Consider the following 18,392-nt stretch of genomic DNA (forward strand, 5'->3'; position numbering starts at 1 on the left):
GAGCAGGCTCACTCCTACAGGGGTTGAGTTCAACCAGCAAATTTAGCCGGCAGCGCCGATACCGGTGGTGGTTCGAATCCGTCCCTCAAGCCTGCGCTTCAACCCGCGCGACTCAATCAACAGCTTCGAACCCTTCGCCGCATTCGCCCGGCCCCACTCCTCCAGCAACTCCAGACACGAATGGTCGATGTAGCTCAGGTTATTGAGCGGCACATGCACCGTCGTGCCTTGCGGAATACTGCCCAGCACTTGCGTCAACGCCGGCACTTTGAGGAATGTCGCCGCGCCGACCAGACGCAACTCCATCTCGCCGTCCTGCGGCAGATCGATCAGGCTGATCTTCAATCGCGAAGCCTTGAACGCCAGTTTCAACATCGTCAGACCGAAACCGATCAACACCCCGGTCAGCAGGTCAGTAAAGATGATCGCCAGCGCCGTCGCCGCATAGGTGAACATCGGCATCCGCCCATAACGACCCAGACCTCGAAACGCTTTGAGATCGACCAGTTTGAACCCGGTGTACACCAGCACACCCGCCAGACTCGCCACCGGAATGCTTTGCAGCACACTCGACAGCAACAGCACGAACGCCAGCAGCCACAGACCATGGAAGATCGTCGAGTAACGCGTGGTTGCGCCGGCCTGGACGTTGGCCGAACTGCGCACGATCACCCCGGTCATCGGCAGCGCGCCGAGCAGACCGCAGAGCATGTTGCCGACACCTTGCGCCGAAAGCTCACGGTCGAAGTCCGAACGCACGCCGCTGTGCATGCGATCCACCGCAGCGGCGGACAACAAGGTTTCGGCGCTGGCGATAAACGCCACGGCGAACGCGGCGATCAGCAGCGTCGGGTCGGCCAGACTGAGCAGGTCCGCCGGTTTCAGCCAATCGATGGCCTCCGCCAGATTCGCCGGCACTTCAACGCGTTTCACCTGCAACGCCAGCAGCAGACTTGCCCCGGTCGCCAGACCGACACCGAGCAATGCGCCCGGAACGAAGCGTAGCGAATGCGGGCGAAATTTTTCCCATAGCCACATCACCGCAATCGTCGACAGCCCCAACAGCCCGGCCTGCCAGCCGAACGACGGCAAGGCCTGCGCCACTGCCGCCGGGAACGCCGTAAGGTTATCCAGGCCAGAAGGCTTCGGTGACGCATCGAGCATCACATGCGCCTGCGACAGCACGATCAACACGCCAATCCCCGCCAGCATCCCGTACACCACCGCTGGCGCCGTGACCCGAAACCAGCAACCGAGCTTCAAGCGCCCGGCCACCAGTTGCAGAAAACCGGCAAGCAGCAGAATCGGCCCGAGCATCTCGATACCGTGCTGACGCACCAGTTCAAACACCAACACCGCCAGACCCGCCGCCGGCCCGCTGACCTGCAACGGCGAACCCGCCAGCCAGCCAACCACCAGACCGCCGATGATCCCGGTGATCAGACCTTTGGCCGGTGGCAACCCTGACGCAATCGCGATACCCATGCACAGCGGCAACGCGACCAGAAACACAACCACTGAAGCGAGCAACTCCCGTGGCAACACCGCTTTCAATTGAGCCGCACGCATGGCGATTCTCCCGAAGTTTTCTTCAGGCATGGCTTCGCCGAACCGCTGAAACAGCGGCCGGCGTCAAACCACACAGATGTTTAGGAAGATTTAGAAGCGCGCTTTGGGCGTCGCCACCGGAATCGGATGGCTACCATCGAGCGGCAGGAAACGTCCCTGATCCGCGTCGTAAGCTTTGATTTCGCTGGTTTCGATGTTGTAGACCCAGCCATGGATGAACAGATGACCGTTCGCCATGCGCGAGGCTACCGAAGGATGGGTACGCAAGTGCTGCAATTGGGCGATGACGTTTTCCTCGGTGAGGATCGGCATGCTTTCTTTTTCGTCGGCGCAGTGACAGTTGTCGTGCACCATGGTTTTCGCGACTTCAGCGTGGCGCAGCCAGGCTTTGACCGTCGGCATTTTTTCCAGGCTGTCCGGATTGAGCACCGCACGCATGGCGCCGCAATCGGAGTGGCCGCAGATGATGATGTGCTGCACGCCCAGCGCCAGCACCGCGTATTCGATCGCGGTGGATACGCCGCCGTTCATCTGGCCGTAAGGCGGGACAACGTTGCCGACGTTACGGGTCACGAACAGATCGCCCGGCGAGCTCTGGGTGATCAGTTCAGGGACGATGCGCGAGTCGGCGCAGGTGATGAACATCGCCTTTGGCGCCTGGGCCGTGGCGAGTTTCTTGAAGAGTTCTTCCTGCTGGGGAAAGACCTCATGATGAAAATGCAAAAAGCCGTCTACGATCTGTCGCAGCGCTGCATCGGCGGATTCCGCTTCAGGGGTTTGCGCCGACGCAGCCAACGGCTGTTTATCCTTGTCACTCATGATTCATCCTCTTTGGCGGATTAGGGGAGTCGTTCCCATGTATTCCGGTATGAAGCCAGTGGCTGTTTAAAACATCCGGGTCATCCCGACCCGTCAGTCACTCGATGAACAAGGTAGCCGCCGAAACTTAACTCAAACTGAATCAAACGCTCTAGCACGTGTGTTCCAGATCACAAAAAACGTGACTGAGTGATTTCGGCGGAAGGATTCCAACCCCTCAACCATAGGCTAATTGTCGCTAAATCAACGACATCTGGCGACCCGGCGGACAGAAGGCAGTGCAATCGAGGTTGTAGCTTTCGCGGTGATTGATGCCCAGACGCTTGATGGCTTTGGCAAATCGTTGCGCGAGCAGGTCGGCGAACACTCCTTCGCCGCGCATGCGCGCGCCGAAACGGCTGTCGTAGAGCTCGTCGCCACGGCTCTGGCGGATCAGGCTCAGCACATGCGCGGCGCGTTGCGGATAGTGCGCCGCCAGCCACTCCTCGAACAGCGGCGCCACCTCCAGCGGCAAGCGCAGCATCATATAGGCAGCGCTTTGTGCTCCGGCCGCGTGGGCTTCGTTAAGCAGGTTTTCGATCTCGCTGTCGTTGATCATCGGAATCATCGGCGAACACAGCACGCCGACCGGTATGCCTGCTTCGCGCATGACCCGAATGGCGCGCAATCGCGCTTTGGGGGCAGCAGCGCGCGGTTCGAGGATGCGTTTGAGCTCGTCATCGAGCGTGGTCAGGCTGATCATCACCGCGACCAGGCGTTGCTCGGCCAACTCAGTCAGCAGGTCGAGATCGCGCAGAATCAGCGAGCCTTTGGTGACGATGGTCACCGGGTGCCGGTAACGCAGCAGCACTTCGAGGGTCTGCCGGGTGATTTTGTGTTCGCGCTCGATCGGCTGATACGGATCGGTGTTGGAGCCCAGATTGATCGGCGCACATTGATAGCCTTTTTTCCCGAGCTGTTCTTCCAGCACTTGGGCGGCGTTGGTCTTGGCGATCAGTCTGGTTTCGAAGTCCAGCCCTGGCGACATGTCCCAGTAAGCGTGGCTGGGCCGTGCGTAGCAATAGATGCAGCCATGCTCGCAGCCACGGTAGGGATTGATCGAGCGGTCGAAGGGCAGATCCGGAGAGGTATTGCGGGTAATGATGGTTTTCGCGGTTTCGATCATCACCTCGGTGCCTTGGGTCAGCGGCACCTCTTGATACCAGCCGTCATCCTCGGCCACCGAACGGTTCGGCGCGAAGCGATTGTGCGGGTTGCTGGCGGTGCCGCGACCGCGCTGGGGAAGAGGGTTGATCATTGGGTAGGCTCCTGATCTGTATATGCATACAGTACATGAGCGAGCCCACGTTGATCCAGTACCGTTCAGCGATGGGATACTTGCTGAGTTCCAAAATTTATATATAGGTGCAGAGCCGAAGTACAACCCGAGATACATATGTTCGATTGTCGTGACAAGTTATCAAAGATAGTCTTGGCTACTTCGAGTGGTTCTTGTCCGATAACTAAATTAAAAGGATTTAATTCATGTCTTACCTCAATCAGCGCGGTGTCTTTGTGCAAATGATGCAACCCAATGCATCGGAACCCAACACGATTGTTTCGATGCAACTGGCACGAAAGGAACTGGGCTGGAACGCCGAACAGGAACTGCCCACCGAGGCACTGGTCGACTCGATCTACGTGGTGGCGGTGTCCAGCGACCGTGGCAAAACGTTCACTGTTCGCACCAACAAGAAAGATGTGGACGGTGATGGCGATATTGATAACGACGACAAAGCGAAGTTGATTGCACTGGCCAAGGCCTATGTAAGTATCGTTAATCCGTAATTGAAAGCTCAAGAGTCTCACAGCAAATGAAAATAAGTTCTGCATGACGACTCATACAGGACTTTATTGTTTTAGAAGAAAAGACGGTAAATGACAGGTGGCCAGTAAAAGACTGGCTGGGTATACACCCTGTCAACTCTGACAGTAGACCGGAATTTTCGCCAACCCTAATCTCAAGCACGTAATCAATCTGAAGGGTTTCATCCATGGCTATCAGAATACTGCTGGAAATTGCGGATATGGATCGAGATGGAACTCCGGAAATCGCGTTTTACCACTACAGCGAAGACGCGACCGAAATGATGGATTACGACTATGCGCTTTTTGCTTCGTCGTCGCAGGCCAATGGTCGTTTTGACCTGATCTCTGAAGACGCCGTGGATGCTGACGGTGATGGCGACATCGACAAATATGACGAGAAGCTCTATCTGCAACTGGCCGATGCATTTGCGCAGTTCAAAGGCTTTCAGTACAAGCGTTGACCGTCCGCTGGCACCGCACGAAAAGTCGAACCGTGCCAGCGGAGTATCAATCAGGTCCGTCAGTTATGCGTGGTGACTTGCCCCAAATCATCCCCGGAAGTCGTTTGCATATCGTTCTTGCGTAGATTGGCTACATCTTCAGCGTCAACCGGCGCGCCTTTGTTGCCCCAACTGCCACGAATGAAACTCACCACATCCGCCACTTCCTGGTCCGACAGGCGCCAGGCAAAGCCCGGCATGGTGAACGTCGACGGTGCCGTGTGCGTCGCCGGCAACGTACCGCCCTTGAGCACGATGTGAATCAACGAAGTCGGGTCTTCCGATTGCAGCACCGGATTGCCCGCCAGCGCCGGGAACACCCGGGTGTAGCCGTGACCATCGGTGCGGTGGCACGCCGCGCAGTTGTCGATGTACACCGCAGCTCCGCGCTGACTGTCGTCACCGTTCCACAAGGCTTTGGCGGCTTTTTCATCGTACTGATGCGGTTGATCGTTCGGATCACTGGCCGGCAACGACTTGAGGTAGCGGGCAATCGCGGTCAGGTCGGCATCGGTCATGTATTGCATGCTGTGGGTGACCACGTCGCTCATGCCGCCGAACACGGCGCTGCGGTCGCTGCGCCCGGTCTTGAGGAACTGCACCAGTTGTTCCTCGTTCCAGCTGCCGAGGCCATCCTTGTGATCGCCGCGCAGGCTCTTGGCGATCCAGCCTTCCAGCGGCGCACTGCCGGCGAGGAAGGTTGTGCCGTCAGCCGCACTCAGGGATTTTTCCTGCATGGTCAGCGCGCGTGGCGTATGGCAGGCACCGCAATGGCCGAGGCCTTCGACCAGATACGCGCCACGGCTGATGACGGCGTCGTCACCGACTGCCTTGTAGTCCTCGACCTTCGGCGCAAACATCCAGCGCCAGCCCACCAACGGCCAGCGCATGCTCAACGGCCACGGAATGTCGCTGGCCTTGTTTTCCTGCGCCACCGGTTCTACGCCGTGCATGAAGTACGCGTACAACGCTTGCATGTCGGTTTCGCTGACACGCGCGTAGGACGGATACGGCATCGCCGGGTACAACGTACTGCCGTTTTTGGCGACGCCATGCCGCACGGCCTGATCGAAGTCTTCGAAGCTGTATTCACCGACGCCGGTTTTATCCGGGGTGATGTTGGTCGAGTAAATCGTGCCGATCGGGGTTTCCATCGGCAGGCCACCGGCGAACGGTTTGCCGCCCTTGGCGGTGTGGCAGGCTACGCAGTCACCGGCGCGGGCGAGGTATTCGCCCTGTTTGATCAAACTTTGATCAACTTCAGCCGCATGGATTGCGGCGCTGCCGAGCAGCGCCAGAGTCGCGATAACGAGATTTTTCATGGTCATCGCTCCTTAAGCCTGAACCAGCGGGCCGGGGTTTTTCAGGTATTGCTCGCGGATCGCCTTCGCCGACCAATAGGTCAGTGCCGCAACCAGGCCGGTTGGGTTGTATCCAAGGCCCTGCGGGAATGCCGAGGCACCCGGAACGAAGACGTTGTGCACGTCCCAGCTCTGCAGGTAGCGGTTCAACGCGCTCTTCTTCGGATCGGTGCCCATGATCGCGCCGCCGTTGAGGTGGGTGGTCTGGTACGACGCCGTATTGAAGTGGTCGCCGACTTTCTTGCCGATCACCGCAATGGCTTTCGGCCCCATCGCTTCGGCGACCTTGCCCATTTTCTCGACCATGAAGCGGTTCATCTTGATGTCGTTTTCCTGCCAGTCGAAGGTCATCCGCAGCAGCGGCAAACCATAGGCATCGCGGTACACCGGATCGAGATCGAGGTAGTTGCCACGGTAGGACTGATGCGCGCCGTGGGCGTCCATCGACACCTGGTGGGTGTAGTAATCGGCGGTCGCGCGTTTCCAGGCACTGCCCCACGCAGGTGTGCCCGGCGGGTTCGAGGTGCCGGCAATCGGCCGGCTGCCAGCCTGGTTGACCCACATCGGCGAGCCGCCGACGAAGCCGTGCGGGCCGTGGTCGAAGTTATCGGCGTTGAAGTCATCCAGCGCCACGCCGTTGCCGCCGGCGCCGATGAAGTTGTTGGTGTGGGTGTCTTTGTCGAAGAACGCCTTGATGGTCGCCATGTTCTGGTAGGCAAAGTTACGCCCGACCACGCCTTCACCGCTGATCGGGTCGTATGGCTTGCCGATCCCGGACAGCAGCATCAGCCGCACGTTGTGCAACTGGAACGCGCCGAGAATCACCAGATCCGCCGGTTGCTCGATCTCGCGACCCTGTCCGTCGATGTAGGTCACGCCGGTGGCTTTGGATTTGCTGCTGTCGAGATTGACCCGCAACACATGCGAGTTAGGCCGCAATTCGAAATTCGGCAGCGGTTTCAGCGCCGGCAGAATGTTCACGTTCGGCGAGGCTTTGGAATACATGTAGCAGACATAGCCGCTGCAAAAACCGCAGAAGTTGCACGGGCCCATCTGCGCGCCGTACGGGTTGGTGTACGGTCCGGAGGTGTTTGCCGAAGGCAGGTTGTAAGGTTTATAGCCGACTTCTGTAGCCGCTTTGCCGAACAGCTGCGCGGACACCGTGTTCTTCTGCGCTTCCAGCGGGAACGGGTTGGAGCGATCCGGCGCGTACGGGTTGCCGCCCTTGCCCTGACCGACCAATTGGCCTTTCACCGTCCAGGCCTGGCCCGAGGTGCCGAAGACTTTTTCGGCGAAATCGAAGAACGGCTCCAGTTCTTCATAGCTGACGCCGAAGTCCTGGATGGTCATGTCCTTGGGGATAAAGCTTTTGCCGTAGCGCTCTTCGTAGTGGCTACGCATGCGCAACTCGATCGGATCGACCCGGAAGTGCACGCCCGACCAGTGCAGTCCGGCGCCGCCAACACCATTGCCCGGCAGAAACGCGCCCAACTGGCGGTTCGGCAGGGCGATGTCGTTGACGCTGTGGCGAATGGTGACGGTTTCCTTGGAGATGTCCTGAAAGAGTTTTTTACGCACGCTGTAGGTGAGTTCGTCGATCACCTGCGGATAGTTGCCGTCCGGGTAGGTGTCCTGCATCGGCCCGCGCTCCAGCGCCAGCACGTTGAGACCCGCTTCGGTCAGCTCCTTGGCCATGATCGCGCCGGTCCAGCCGAAGCCCACGATCACTGCGTCAACCTTCTTCATTATCGTTGCCATGCTTACGCCCTCTCGCCGCGAATCGAAACTGCCGGGAAGGGGTATTGCTCGTTACGTTCCACCCAATCCATGAAATCGGCGCGGGCGCCGGGGAAGCCGATCATGGTCCAGCCGACCATGCCTTTGTTGCCACCGTGGATCGGGTCGCAGAAGAACCCTTCCTTGGTGTTTTGCAGCAGCAGATTGAAGAAAATCTTTGCCGGAACCGCATCGAATTGCGGCTTGCCAGCTTCGAGTTGCTTGAGCAAATCGTCTCGGGTAGCGCTGTCTTGCTCAGCAAATACTTTACCGTTGAGGGATTTTGCCCACTGATCCGTGGCGGCGATGCCGAGTCGATAGATCTCTTTGGGCACCAGTTTGCTCTGCCAACCCATTTCCGGAGCGGCGTCGGCATTGAACGGGCCTTGCATGTACCAAAGCGCACCGGCGGCGTACGGCGTGTTCATCTGCCGGTCGATGTATTCCGGGACACCGGCTTCTAGCGCACCCGGACCTTGGGCATCGTTGGGGATCAGCTGTGCGACGGCGGCATTGATGAACGCCCATTCTTCGGCGGTGAAATAGCTCGGCTGATACACGCTGGCAGCAGTGCGAACCGGTTGCGGCGCGGGCGCAGCTGGTTTGGCTTCAGGCGCTGCTTGCAAGACGCTGCTGCCCAGACCGGTGCCAGCCAGGGTGACCACCGGAATCAGGGTCAGGGATTTGCGTAAGAATTCACGCCGCGGGTTGTCTCGACTTTCATCAGACATGGGGTGCACCTCATCAGGCATTAGGGGACAGCCGCTTCTGCGAACGGCTTGAGGAATTTTCGTCGCGACGTGACGGTATGACCCGGAAAATGGGAACGCGTCTGCAACATCGTGTGACAAATGGTAGCAGGCTAAGCTTCGGGATGAATCGATTCAGTGGAAAAAAACAGCGGTTTTCCGCATGCCAGTGCATGAAACCGTGCGGATTCACGATTCTTTGACAAGCGCCTCACAGGGCTTTGACCGCTCAACATCGAAGCTGCAGTTCCTCTCACCGATGAACCCCGACACGGTTACCCCAGCATGTCCCGAGTGCGTTTTTTTTCCGCTTTGTGCTTATCGCTATTGGTGCTGTTGCCCTGGATGCCTGCCCAGGCTGCGGCAACTGCGACAGTTCGTCCTGCTGATTGGGCGCAACCGGTCGAAGTGCAATACAACCTGTTCCAGATGTCGCCGACGCTCTATCGCAGCGCCTTGCCCGATGGCGGTGCGGTGCCGTTGCTGAAGAATCTGAAAGTCGCCACGGTGATCAACTTCCTTCCGGAAGCGGACAATAACTGGTTGTCCGAGCCGGGCATCAACCAGGTGCAATTGCCTTACCGCACCAATCATGTCGATGACGCCGATGTGCTCAAGACTCTGCGCGCGATTCAGTCCGCCGAAGCCAACGGTCCGGTGTTGATGCATTGCAAACACGGCTCTGACCGCACCGGCCTGATGGCGGCGATGTACCGGATCGTGGTGCAAGGCTGGAGCAAGGAAGATGCGCTGAATGAAATGACTCAGGGCGGATTTGGAGAAAGCGGTCATTTCAAGGATGGCGTGCGTTATGTGATGCAGGCCGATGTCGACAAGCTGCGCACCGCTCTGGCCAATGGTGATTGCAGCACCAGTGCGTTTGCCACCTGCTCGATGAAGAGCTGGTTTCAGTCAGTCAATCTGAAGTAATCCGCTACCTTCCACGACATTGCATCGTGGAAGGTTTTCAAGCTGCAGCTCAGTCTTCGGATTTCTTCTTGAGCTTCGGATTCGGGAAGAACTGTACTGCCTGCACCGTCTTGTCCGGCGCAGGTTTGTTCAGCGCGCTGGTGTTGACCCGCGTGCCCAGTTCTTTCGGTACCGACAGCCCTTGCTCGTTTAGCGTATCCGAGTAACCGCAGGCCACACATTCGCGGTGCGGCACGCCGTCCTCGTTCCACATCATCAGCTTGTCCGGTTCGCTGCACGCCGGGCAGACCGCCCCGGCGATAAAGCGTTTCTTGGTAATCACAGGTGCCTCACTCATGCTGCCGCGTCCTCACTCAGGCCGCTGTGGCGCAAGAGTGCGTCAATCGATGGCTCACGGCCACGGAAGTCGACGAACAGCACCATCGGTGCCTGCGAACCGCCGCGCGCCAGAATCGCTTCGCGGAAAGCGCGACCGGTTTCAGCGTTGAGCACGCCGTCCTCTTCAAACTTGGAGAAGGCATCCGCCGACAGTACTTCAGCCCACTTGTAGCTGTAGTAACCCGCCGCGTAACCGCCGGCAAAGATGTGCGCGAAGCTGTTCGGGAAACGGTTGTAGGCCGGCGGACGCATCACCGATACCTCGTCACGCACGCCTTCGAGCACTTGCAGCACGCTACGGCCGTCGCCGTGGGTGGCATGCAGTTCGAAGTCGAACAGCGAGAACTCGAGTTGGCGGACCATCATCAGGCCGGACTGGAAATTCTTCGCCGCGAGCATTTTTTCCAGCAGGTCCTGGGGCAGCGGCTCGCCGCTTTCGTAGTGACCGGAAATCAGTGCGAGGCCTTCCGGCTCCCAGCACCAGTTTTCCATGAACTGGCTCGGCAGCTCGACCGCGTCCCATGCCACACCGTTGATCCCGGAAACGCCGGCGTGATCAACGCGGGTCAGCAGGTGATGCAGGCCATGACCGAATTCGTGGAACAGCGTGGTCACTTCATCGTGGGTCAGCAGCGCAGGCTTGCCGCTGTCGGCCGGGGTGAAGTTGCACACCAGATTGGCCACCGGGCTTTGCAGCACGCCGTCGACGGTGCGGCGACGGTCGCGGGCGCCATCCATCCAGGCACCGCCACGCTTGTTGGCGCGGGCGTAGAGATCGAAGAAAAAGCGGCCGACGTGCTGGCCGTTTTCCTTGATTTCGAACAGGCGCACGTCCGGATGCCAGGTGTCGAAACCTTTCTGTTCAGCGATTTCGATGCCGTACAGACGCTGCACGATGGCGAACAGACCGCCCAGCACTTTGTCGATCGGGAAGTAGGCGCGCAGGGTTTCCTGAGCAACGCTGTAGCGTTGTTCACGCAGCTTCTCGCCGTAGAAACCGCTGTCCCAGCTTTGCAGATCGGCGCAGCCCTGTTCGGCGGCGTAGGCGCGCAGCTGTTGCAGATCCTGCGCAGCGAACGGCTTGCTGCGCTTGGCCAGATCGCGCAGGAAGCTCAGCACCTGATCGCTGGATTCAGCCATTTTGGTGGCCAGGCTCAGCTCGGAGAAACTGGCGAAGCCCAACAGTTTGGCCAGTTCCTGACGCAGGTCGAGGATCTCTTCCATCACCGGGCCGTTGTCGTTCTGACCGGCGTTCGGACCTTGGTCCGAGGCGCGGGTGCAGTAAGCGGCATAGACTTCTTCACGCAGGGCGCGGTCTTGCGCGTAGGTCATCACCGCGTAGTAGCTCGGGAATTCCAGGGTGATCAGCCAGCCGTCGAGGCCTTTGGCCTGTGCGGCAGCAGCCATTTGCGCCTTGGCTGAATCGGTCAGGCCGGCGAGGGCGGCTTCGTCGGTGACGTGCTTGGTCCACGCCTGAGTGGCGTCGAGCAGTTGATTGGAGAAACGGCTGCCCAGCTCGGACAGTTTGCTCTGCACTTCGGCGTAGCGTTTCTGTTCGGCTTCCGGCAGGTCGATACCCGACAGACGGAAATCACGCAGGGCGTGTTCCAGAATAGTCTTTTGCGCCACGTCGAAACCGGCGGCTTCCGGGCTGTTGGCCAGCGCTTCATAAGCCTGGAACAGCTCGCGGTTCTGGCCCATCTCGGTGGAGTAGGCGCTCAAAGCCGGCAGGCATGACTCGTAGGCTTCACGCAATTCGGCGCTGTTGCACACGGCATTGAGGTGGCTGACCGGGCTCCAGGCAGCGCCGAGGCGGTCATTGAGTTCGTCCATCGCCAGTACCAGACCGGCCCAAGTCGGGTTCTGAACCTGAGTCTTGAGGATTTCGGCAATGGCGGCGCGGTTGTCGGCCAGGATCGTTTCGATGGCGGGCAGGACGTGTTCGGCACGGATCGTGGAGAACGGTGGCAGGTCGTAGGACTGCAGCAGAGGGTTGTTCACGCTCACGGTTGGCACCTTGGCTGGGGAAACATTGCCCCATCTTAATTACAATCGGCATTCACCGCAGCTATCGGCGACAGAGAGAGAAATTATCGTGTCCGTTCGCAAGTACCAGAATCACACCCCGCACTTGAACAAAGGCGCGTTTGTCGACGGCTCGGCGGTGGTTATCGGCGACGTCGAAATCGGCGAAGACAGCTCTGTCTGGCCGCTGACCGTGATCCGTGGCGACATGCACCGTATCCGTATCGGTGCGCGCACCAGCGTGCAGGACGGCTGCGTGTTGCACATCACCCACGCCGGCCCGTTCAACCCCGACGGCTTCCCGCTGCTGATCGGCGATGACGTGACCATCGCCCACAAAGTCATGCTGCACGGCTGTACCGTCGGCAGCCGCGTGTTGATCGGCATGGGCAGCATCGTCATGGACGGCGCGGTGGTCGAGGACGACGTGATCATCGGCGCCGGCAGCCTGGTGCCTCCGGGCAAGCGTCTGCAAAGTGGCTTCCTCTATGTGGGTAGCCCGGTGAAACAGGTGCGAGAACTCACCGACAAGGAAAAAGCTTTCTTCACCTACAGCGCGGCGAACTACGTGAAACTCAAGGACCTGCATCTGGCCGAAGGCTACGACCAGCTCTGAATCGCCTTACACCTGCTCAGGATTTCTCATGCATTACCAGACCGTACTGTTCGACCTTGATGGCACCCTGACCGACCCGCGTGAGGGCATCACCCGTTCCATCCAGTTCGCCCTCGCCAAGCTCGGCATCGATGAGCCGGATCTGACCAAGCTGGAACACTTCATCGGCCCGCCGTTATTGCAGGCGTTCATGCAGTTTTACGGATTCGATGAGGCCAAGGCATGGCAGGCGGTGAATTTCTATCGCGAGCGCTTCAAAGTGACGGGCCTGTACGAGAACCGTGTGTTCGATGGCGTCACGCCGTTGCTGGAAACCCTCAGTGGCCAAGGCCGGCAGCTGTATATCGCCACCTCGAAGCCGTGGGAATTTGCCCGCGAGATTGCCCGGCATTTTGATTTTGCCCGGCACTTCAAGGTGATCTACGGCAGTGAGCTGGATGGCACGCGGACCAACAAGGTTGAGTTGATTGCGCATCTGATCAAGGAAGAAGGGCTGGACCCGGCGAAGACGTTGATGATCGGTGACCGTAAGCATGACTTGATCGGGGCGCGCAGCAATGGGCTGGATGCGGCGGCGGTCGGTTATGGGTTTGGCAGTTTTGAAGAGTTGAGTGCCGAGGCGCCGGCTTATCACTTTGAAACGCTGGACGAGTTGCATCAGGCGTTTCTGCAGCGCTGATTAGATTGCTATCGCGAGCAGGCTCACTCCTGCATGTGGAACGCATTCCCCTGTAGGAGTGAGCCTGCTCGCGATGACGCCCTTTCAGCCACCTCAGACTTCCGGATATGCCAACGCTTTCAGTGCCGCCTTGCGCTCAGCGGCCGGCAGTCCACCCAACCGCTCTACCTCAGCATAAAACCTCAGCCAATCTCCCCCGACCTTTTTGAATAGTGTCGAAAACGCGGGGACCCACTGGTCATAAAGCCCAAACGGCAACAACCGCGCATTGTTCAGCGGCGCATTCACCCAACCGTCATAACGCTTGTCCCCGGACCACTGACTGTCCCTCATCAGCCGATAACTCCGGCGAAACTGCTCGAACTCGGCCGCTTTGCGCTCGCGCATTTGCTCAACCGGCATTGACTGCACGTAAAGCTTCTCCAGCCGTGAACGGGTATCGAGGACCAATTCAATAAACTGATCGCGCTGCTTCAGCCGTGAATCGGTATCCGCCGGCAACCCGCGAAACGCCCGCCACTGCCGCGTGCCTTCCTGCTCGACAAACGTGGCAAAGGACTCGTTGAACTCGGTGTCGTCCTTCACATAGAAACGCTGATGCGCCAGCTCATGAAAGATCAGCGTGGCCAGGCGCTCATCACCCCAGCCCATCATTGAATTGAGGATCGGGTCGTTGAACCAGCCGAGCGTCGAGTAGGCCTCGACACCGCCAATCGACACGTCCATACCCTGCAAGCGCTGGATCGCTGCCTCGCCGCGCGCGGCGCTCTGGCTGTAATAACCGCGATAGGCCACGCAGCCGGCAATCGGGAAACAATGGTTCTGCGGTGTCAGGGAGAACTCTTGAGTGGCGAACACATTCCACACCACGTACGGGCGATGGATGTCGGCGTACAGGCGATAGCTCTGGTTATCCGGCAAATGCAGATGTTCACTCGCAAAGGCGCGGGCCTTTTGCGCTTGCGCCAGGTGTTCGCGCAGTGTCGCGTCGCGACTCGAATCGTTGATCACCTTTTCCACAGGCTCGCGCGCCCGCAGCAATTGCAGTTGGCCGCTGGCCAACTGCGTGTAATAGCTGACGCTGGCGCAACCGTTGAGCAACAAAAACAACACACCCGGAAACAAAATCCGAAAAACGCGATCAAGTAACCCAAGGCTTGGAAACGGCCTGCTCAAAATAAGAAATCCCCCGGAGAGTCTGCCCGCAAGACTATCCCGCCTTAAGGAGCACCGCTATGCGCATGTTGATGCTGTCAGGAGGCCTGCTGACGCTGGCCGGTTGTGCCGGATTCGGAATGCCCGATCCTGACCCTTCGCAAGCCTGGATCGATCTGGATGCCCGGCAGCAGGACACGGCGCTGCAAGCGCTGCAGGTCGATACCCAAGCGACTGCCGACAAACGCTACTTCGAAGTACAGCCCGGCAGCCATGAGTTGAAGGTGCGTTATCAATTTCCGGTCGAGGCGACCAACATCGGGCCCGACGCTGAGCCGCTGTGGCGCGATTGCCAGTTGAGCGTGAAATTCAAGGACTTCAACGCCGGCCAGCGTTATCAGTTGCAGGCCGGCAGTATTGGTTTCCGGCCTTGGGCCAAGCTCTATGACGAGCAGCGCAAAGTGGTAGGCCAAGGCACGCCGGCAGGCTGTCAGCGAACCTGAACGGCGCTATGCTGAGTATTCAGATCAGTGGATATTCGTCATGCGCCAGTTGCTGTTGTTGCTCGTTGCCAGTCTTGTGGCCGGTTGTCAGACGCCATTGCCCCCGGTCGATCCGCAGATGGCCTGGGTCGATTTTTCGACGCCGACACCCGGCGGTAAAGTGCTCATGGCCGAGCGCCTCGACAAACAGCGACTGAATGACGGGCGCTACTTTCAGGTCACGCCGGGCAGCCACGAATTGCGCGTGCGGTTCGATTTCGAAGTGTTTGGCGGTGGTGGCGCCCTGATGACCGGCCCCGTAGAGCGGCTGTGCTACCTGTACATCCGCTACGACCATTTCGAGGCCGGGCAGCGTTATGTGCTGGAAGGGCGTTCGCTGGGGTTCACACCGAGCGCCCGGCTGTATAACGCCAAGCGAGAAATCGTCGCCGAGGATTACGACTACAACTGCATTATCTAGTCAGGTTCAGCGATCGTTCTTCTGATAAATGATCGCTTTGGTGCCGTTGTCGCAGGTGCCGACGACCATCGCCACATCGTGTTTGTCGGCCTCTTCCTTGCTGACGATTTCCAGCGTGTAAGACGGCACGGCGTTGGCCTGAATTTTTACTTCGATTTCGTTCTTCAGTTCTTCGCAATCTTTGGGTGCCGCAATGACAGAAGTGGCCAGTGCACTGCAGAGGATCGCCAAGCCAATACGTTTCATGAGTGAAGCTCCCTGAGGCAGCGCGCACGGGCGTGCGCTGAAGCTGCTGTCATCTATTCGACCATATTTTTACAGCGAGGGTTCTGACTTCGCTCACAACTTCAGGTTTGATCTTCAAACAGCTTTCGCGAGCAGGCTCGCTCCCACAGGGATTTGTGTGGCACACAGTTCCAAGGTGGGAGCGAGCCTGCTCGCGAAGGCGTCAGATCAGACAACACCGAATCAACTGACCAGCGAAGCCTCAAGCGTAATCTTCGCATTCAGCACTTTCGAGACCGGGCACCCTTCCTTGGCCTTGTTGCTCAGCTCTTCAAACTGCTCCTGCGTCGCCCCAGGGATTTTCGCCTTGAGGATCAGCTTCACCGCGGTGATCGCGAACCCGCCATCCACCTGATCCAGAGTCACTTCAGCCTGAGTATCAATGCTGTCGGCCTTCAGGCCCGCATCGCCGAGAATCATCGAAAACGCCATGGAGAAGCAGCCGGCATGCGCGGCGCCGATCAGCTCTTCCGGGTTAGTGCCCTTACCGCCCTCAAAGCGCGCCTTGAAGCCGTAAGGGGCTTCTCTGAGGACACCGGTTTCGGTGGAGATCGAGCCGATGCCGGTTTTCAGATCGCCTGCCCAATGTGCGGATGCTTTCTTCACGATAGCCATGTCTGCCTCCTCAAGATCTGACGCGGAAACGCCGCGTCGTCGTGGTTTTTGCTTGCAAGGCTTCTGAGGATAGACGCCGCAGCAAAGTTCAGCCCGGCTGAATCGTTGACTTTTTTAGTAGGAAATTTCATCACTGCTATTGAAACTCGGGTATATGCCCTCATTGCACAAAACACGCTTATGGATTCGGCAGGTTTTCGTTTGCAAGAAGAACCTGCCTCCTCACTCGGAGACGCAGGTTTATGAAGCAACTGTCCGACGTAAAATTTTCCACCCTCGATCTGGTACCGGTGCGCGAAAACGGCAGCCCGGCGCAATCGCTGCGCAACTCGCTGGATCTGGCGCAGCACGTCGAGAAATTCGGCTATACGCGGTTCTGGGTGGCCGAACACCACAACATGGACGGTATCGCCAGCTCCGCGACGTCTGTATTACTCGGTTATCTGGCTGGCGGTACGTCGACCATTCGTGTTGGCTCCGGCGGCGTGATGCTGCCCAACCATGCGCCGCTGGTGATCGCCGAGCAGTTCGGCACCCTCGAAAGCCTCTATCCGGGACGGATCGATCTCGGCCTGGGCCGCGCGCCCGGCTCCGATCAGATGACTGCCCGCGCCTTGCGCCGCGAGCGCTCCGGCAGCGCTGATGATTTCCCCGAAGACGTCGCCGAACTGGTGCGCTACCTCGGCCCGCGCACGCCGGATCAGCGCGTGATCGCGATGCCGGGCACCGGCACCAATGTGCCGATCTGGCTGCTCGGTTCCAGCCTGTTCAGTGCGCAATTGGCTGGTGAACGCGGCTTGCCTTACGCCTTCGCCTCGCATTTCGCCCCGCGTTTCATGCACGAGGCCATTCGCGTTTATCGCAATCACTTCAAGCCTTCGGCGGTGCTCGACAAACCGTACGTGATGCTGGGTGTGCCGTTGGTGGCGGCGGATACCGATGAACAAGCCGATTACCTGGCGACGTCGGTGTACCAGCGCATTCTCGCGTTGATGCGCGGGCAGAGCCTGGTGCAGCGTCCGCCGGTGAAAACCATGGACGGGCTGTGGTTGCCGCATGAGCGTGAGGCGGTGGGGGATTTCCTCGGTCTGGCGATGGTCGGCAGCCCGCAGAAGATTCGCGCCAAGCTTGAGGTGCTGGTTGAGCAGACTCAGGCGGATGAGCTGATTTTTACCAGTGATTTGTATGAGCACGCTGATCGCGTGCACTCCTACGAGTTATTGGCGCAGGTCATGAAGGGCTGAAAAGCCGAAAGGCACCCTCACCCTAGCCCTCTCCCAGGGGGAGAGGGGACTGATTGAGGTCTTCTTGCGCTCGACATCGACCTGAAAAATCGAGTCGAACTCAGGCTCTGAACAACCCCCGATCCGCTCCCTTTCCCCCTCGCCCCCCATGGGGGAGAGGGCTGGGGTGAGGGGGATCAATCTCAAACACATCACAAATCTTTCAGACACAAAAAAGCCGACGCCTTCACGTCGGCTTTTTGTATTTCAGGCGCAATCAGCCGCGCTTGTAGACAATTTCCTTGGCGCCACCTTCACAGTTGCCAACAACCTTGCCGTCAGCCGCCGCGCCCTTATCGACAATCTCCAGCGAATACCCGGAAACGCCCTTGGCATCCAGCTTCGCCGCAATCTCGCTTTTCAGCTCTTCACATGGCTTGCCGGCAGCAAACGCACCACCCGCAAGGCTCAACAAACCTACTGCCAACATGAACTTCTTCATCGGTCGCACTCCCTGGTCGGATTAAAAGAGGCGGGCATCGAGCGTTGACCCGATGCACTCACCCTGTAGCGCTTTGCCATTCCTATGGCACTCGGCCAGCGCGCAAGTTCAGAAGACTAGACCAAACTCAGCTACTGGCAATGCGGAAGCCGACTTTCAGCGTCACCTGAAAGTGCGCTGCCTTGCCGTCCTTGATGTGGCCACGGGTGTCGACCACTTCAAACCACTCAAGATGCTTGATGCTCTTGTTGGCTTCGGCCAGCGCGTTGTTGATGGCGTCTTCGATGCTGCTGGTGGACGAACCGACCAGCTCGACTTTCTTGTACGTGTGATGGTCACTCATAACGATCTCCTTGGCGTGTGGAATTGAGACTAGCAGTGAATCTGCACTGTTGATTT

At 58.8% G+C, this 18,392-nt stretch carries 21 protein-coding genes; 8 read left to right on the top strand and 13 right to left on the bottom strand.

Annotation, left to right across the window (positions count from 1 at the left end; genetic code table 11):
- Positions 1–42: 42 nt before the first annotated feature.
- The 3 genes from HU754_RS01435 to HU754_RS01445 form a co-directional block, all read right to left on the bottom strand.
- A complete protein-coding gene (locus HU754_RS01435; protein ID WP_186620367.1) occupies positions 43–1,569 on the bottom strand; it encodes a SulP family inorganic anion transporter in 1,527 nt (508 codons plus the stop codon).
- Between the two features lie 90 nt (positions 1,570–1,659).
- Positions 1,660–2,388, bottom strand: coding sequence for a carbonic anhydrase (locus tag HU754_RS01440; RefSeq protein WP_064116616.1), 729 nt, complete (start codon positions 2,386–2,388; stop codon positions 1,660–1,662).
- 238 nt (positions 2,389–2,626) lie between these two features.
- Positions 2,627–3,685 carry a PA0069 family radical SAM protein gene (locus HU754_RS01445; RefSeq protein WP_186620368.1) on the bottom strand — a complete coding sequence of 353 codons (1,059 nt, stop codon included), beginning with the start codon at positions 3,683–3,685 and terminating at the stop codon, positions 2,627–2,629.
- Between the two features lie 227 nt (positions 3,686–3,912).
- Between HU754_RS01445 and HU754_RS01450 the strand changes: the two genes are divergently transcribed.
- A complete protein-coding gene (locus HU754_RS01450; RefSeq protein WP_095049528.1) occupies positions 3,913–4,215 on the top strand; it encodes a hypothetical protein in 303 nt (100 codons plus the stop codon).
- A gap of 206 nt (positions 4,216–4,421) precedes the next feature.
- Positions 4,422–4,697, top strand: a complete 276-nt coding sequence (locus HU754_RS01455) for a hypothetical protein (RefSeq protein ID WP_186620369.1) — start codon at positions 4,422–4,424, stop codon at positions 4,695–4,697.
- A 59-nt stretch (positions 4,698–4,756) separates the two neighbouring features.
- Here the strand turns inward: HU754_RS01455 and HU754_RS01460 are convergent, their stop codons facing one another.
- The 3 genes from HU754_RS01460 to HU754_RS01470 are packed head-to-tail and all read right to left on the bottom strand — an operon-like array spanning position 4,757 to position 8,604.
- Positions 4,757–6,058: a c-type cytochrome gene (locus HU754_RS01460; protein WP_186620370.1), complete on the bottom strand. Its 1,302-nt coding sequence runs from the start codon at positions 6,056–6,058 to the stop codon at positions 4,757–4,759.
- Between the two features lie 12 nt (positions 6,059–6,070).
- Entirely contained in the window at positions 6,071–7,855 is a 1,785-nt protein-coding gene (locus HU754_RS01465) for a GMC family oxidoreductase (protein ID WP_186620372.1), read from the bottom strand.
- A 2-nt stretch (positions 7,856–7,857) separates the two neighbouring features.
- Positions 7,858–8,604: a gluconate 2-dehydrogenase subunit 3 family protein gene (locus tag HU754_RS01470; RefSeq protein ID WP_186620374.1), complete on the bottom strand. Its 747-nt coding sequence runs from the start codon at positions 8,602–8,604 to the stop codon at positions 7,858–7,860.
- Positions 8,605–8,907: 303 nt separating this feature from the next.
- Between HU754_RS01470 and HU754_RS01475 the strand changes: the two genes are divergently transcribed.
- Positions 8,908–9,552: a dual specificity protein phosphatase family protein gene (locus HU754_RS01475; protein ID WP_093429486.1), complete on the top strand. Its 645-nt coding sequence runs from the start codon at positions 8,908–8,910 to the stop codon at positions 9,550–9,552.
- A 49-nt stretch (positions 9,553–9,601) separates the two neighbouring features.
- Here HU754_RS01475 and HU754_RS01480 read toward each other — a convergent pair whose 3' ends face one another.
- Both HU754_RS01480 and prlC read right to left on the bottom strand, forming a co-directional pair.
- The gene (locus tag HU754_RS01480; RefSeq protein WP_093429485.1) at positions 9,602–9,889 is read right to left on the bottom strand and encodes a YheV family putative zinc ribbon protein; all 288 of its coding nucleotides are present in this window, start codon (positions 9,887–9,889) and stop codon (positions 9,602–9,604) included.
- Entirely contained in the window at positions 9,886–11,937 is a 2,052-nt protein-coding gene (gene prlC / locus HU754_RS01485; protein WP_095113094.1) for an oligopeptidase A, read from the bottom strand. Before prlC ends, HU754_RS01480 begins: the two co-directional genes overlap by 4 nt.
- A gap of 88 nt (positions 11,938–12,025) precedes the next feature.
- On the opposite strand from prlC, the gene HU754_RS01490 reads away from it, so the two are divergent.
- Entirely contained in the window at positions 12,026–12,571 is a 546-nt protein-coding gene (locus HU754_RS01490) for a gamma carbonic anhydrase family protein (RefSeq protein WP_093429483.1), read from the top strand.
- 28 nt (positions 12,572–12,599) lie between these two features.
- On the top strand, positions 12,600–13,250 hold the full coding sequence (locus tag HU754_RS01495; RefSeq protein ID WP_186620376.1) for an HAD family hydrolase: 651 nt from the start codon (positions 12,600–12,602) through the stop codon (positions 13,248–13,250).
- 93 nt (positions 13,251–13,343) lie between these two features.
- Here the strand turns inward: HU754_RS01495 and HU754_RS01500 are convergent, their stop codons facing one another.
- Complete coding sequence (locus HU754_RS01500) at positions 13,344–14,426, bottom strand: aminopeptidase (RefSeq protein WP_186620378.1); 1,083 nt, start codon at positions 14,424–14,426, stop codon at positions 13,344–13,346.
- 59 nt (positions 14,427–14,485) lie between these two features.
- On the opposite strand from HU754_RS01500, the gene HU754_RS01505 reads away from it, so the two are divergent.
- Both HU754_RS01505 and HU754_RS01510 read left to right on the top strand, forming a co-directional pair.
- Positions 14,486–14,908: a PA0061/PA0062 family lipoprotein gene (locus tag HU754_RS01505; RefSeq protein WP_034152270.1), complete on the top strand. Its 423-nt coding sequence runs from the start codon at positions 14,486–14,488 to the stop codon at positions 14,906–14,908.
- 40 nt (positions 14,909–14,948) lie between these two features.
- Positions 14,949–15,368, top strand: a complete 420-nt coding sequence (locus HU754_RS01510) for a PA0061/PA0062 family lipoprotein (protein ID WP_186620380.1) — start codon at positions 14,949–14,951, stop codon at positions 15,366–15,368.
- Between the two features lie 6 nt (positions 15,369–15,374).
- On the opposite strand, the gene HU754_RS01515 is transcribed toward HU754_RS01510, so the two are convergent.
- On the bottom strand, positions 15,375–15,614 hold the full coding sequence (locus HU754_RS01515) for a DUF1161 domain-containing protein (protein ID WP_099757641.1): 240 nt from the start codon (positions 15,612–15,614) through the stop codon (positions 15,375–15,377).
- A gap of 222 nt (positions 15,615–15,836) precedes the next feature.
- The gene (locus tag HU754_RS01520) at positions 15,837–16,268 is read right to left on the bottom strand and encodes an OsmC family protein (protein ID WP_007911695.1); all 432 of its coding nucleotides are present in this window, start codon (positions 16,266–16,268) and stop codon (positions 15,837–15,839) included.
- Between the two features lie 242 nt (positions 16,269–16,510).
- Between HU754_RS01520 and HU754_RS01525 the strand changes: the two genes are divergently transcribed.
- On the top strand, positions 16,511–17,512 hold the full coding sequence (locus HU754_RS01525; RefSeq protein WP_034152274.1) for an LLM class flavin-dependent oxidoreductase: 1,002 nt from the start codon (positions 16,511–16,513) through the stop codon (positions 17,510–17,512).
- Between the two features lie 256 nt (positions 17,513–17,768).
- On the opposite strand, the gene HU754_RS01530 is transcribed toward HU754_RS01525, so the two are convergent.
- Positions 17,769–17,993 carry a DUF1161 domain-containing protein gene (locus HU754_RS01530; protein ID WP_186620382.1) on the bottom strand — a complete coding sequence of 75 codons (225 nt, stop codon included), beginning with the start codon at positions 17,991–17,993 and terminating at the stop codon, positions 17,769–17,771.
- 127 nt (positions 17,994–18,120) lie between these two features.
- Positions 18,121–18,336: a dodecin gene (locus HU754_RS01535; protein ID WP_003220389.1), complete on the bottom strand. Its 216-nt coding sequence runs from the start codon at positions 18,334–18,336 to the stop codon at positions 18,121–18,123.
- Positions 18,337–18,392 lie beyond the last annotated feature (56 nt).

It is taken from the genome of Pseudomonas zeae, from assembly GCF_014268485.2.
Taxonomy (GTDB): domain Bacteria; phylum Pseudomonadota; class Gammaproteobacteria; order Pseudomonadales; family Pseudomonadaceae; genus Aquipseudomonas; species Aquipseudomonas neuropathica.